Raw genomic sequence first — 1,176 nt, forward strand, 5'->3', positions numbered from 1 at the left:
CCGACCGCGATGGACAAGCGCTCCTGCGGCAATTGGCTCATCAGATAAATGAAGCCCTTGCCCTCCTCGCCCAGGCAATTGGTCATCGGCACGCGGACGTCTTCGAAGAATAATTCGCTGGTGTCGGCGGCGTCCTGCCCGATCTTGTCGAGCTTGCGACCGCGTTTGAACCCCTCACGATCGGCCTCGACCAGAATAATCGACATGCCCTTATAGGCGGGCCTGGCATCGGGATCGGTCTTGGCGACGACCAGGATCAGGTCGGCGTTCTGGCCGTTGGTAATATAGGTTTTGGAGCCGTTGAGGACATAGTGATTACCGTCCTTCACCGCACTGGTGCGGATCGCCTGAAGGTCGCTGCCCGTGCCCGGCTCGGTCATGGCGATGGCGGTAATCGTTTCCCCAGATACCAGCCGGGGCAGCCACTGAGCCTTTTGCTCCTCGCTGCCATAGGCGACCAGATAATCGCACACGATATCGGATTGCAGCGAGAAGCCGGCCGGCACGCCGAGATAGCTCATTTCCTCATCAACAATCGCGTTATAGCCGAAATCAAGGCCGAGCCCGCCATAAGCCTCGGGCACGGTCGGGCACAGCATCCCGATTTCCCCCGCCTTGCGCCAGAATTGCTTGGGCACCAGCCGGTCGGACTCCCATTGGCCAACATTGGGCACACCTTCTTTTTGAAGGAAACTGCGCACCGTCTGGCGAAACGCCTCATGATCCTCATTATAGGCGAAACGGCCGGGAAGCGTGTCGAGCATGTCCATCCTCTCCATAAGCGATTGAGTGGCAGGTTGCGTGCCGAAACCGGTCCGGTCAAGCCATTCGCGAAACGCCGCTCGACTTCGCCAAAGGCAAGCGGATAAGGTCATCACAAATTTGGGAGAGCGCGCATGAAATTGGCCAGCCTGAAGCACGGGCGTGACGGAAAGCTCGTGGTCGTGTCCAACGATTTGGCGTGGTGCGCCGACGCCGCGCATATCGCCCCGACGCTGCAGGCCGCACTCGATGACTGGGACCGGATCGAGCCTGCACTGCGCAATCTCCACACCGATTTGCAGCATGAGATGATCCCGATGCGGCGCTTTCACGAACATGGCGCCGCCGCACCGCTGCCGCGTGCATATCAATGGGCCGATGGCTCGGCCTATGTGAACCATGTCGCGCTGGTGC

The 1,176-nt window shown here is 60.0% G+C and carries 1 protein-coding gene and 1 pseudogene; one reads left to right on the plus strand and one right to left on the minus strand.

Features of this window, described 5'->3' with window-relative positions:
* A partial coding sequence (locus C0456_RS20690) for an acyl-CoA dehydrogenase family protein (RefSeq protein WP_291056643.1) occupies positions 1 to 764 on the minus strand: 764 nt, incomplete at its 3' end.
* A 132-nt stretch (positions 765 to 896) separates the two neighbouring features.
* On the opposite strand from C0456_RS20690, the pseudogene C0456_RS20695 reads away from it, so the two are divergent.
* Positions 897 to 1,176 (plus strand): annotated as a pseudogene (locus C0456_RS20695) (FAA hydrolase family protein); the annotation flags it as partial.

It is taken from the genome of Hyphomonas sp., from assembly GCF_013823385.1.
Taxonomy (GTDB): domain Bacteria; phylum Pseudomonadota; class Alphaproteobacteria; order Caulobacterales; family Hyphomonadaceae; genus Hyphomonas.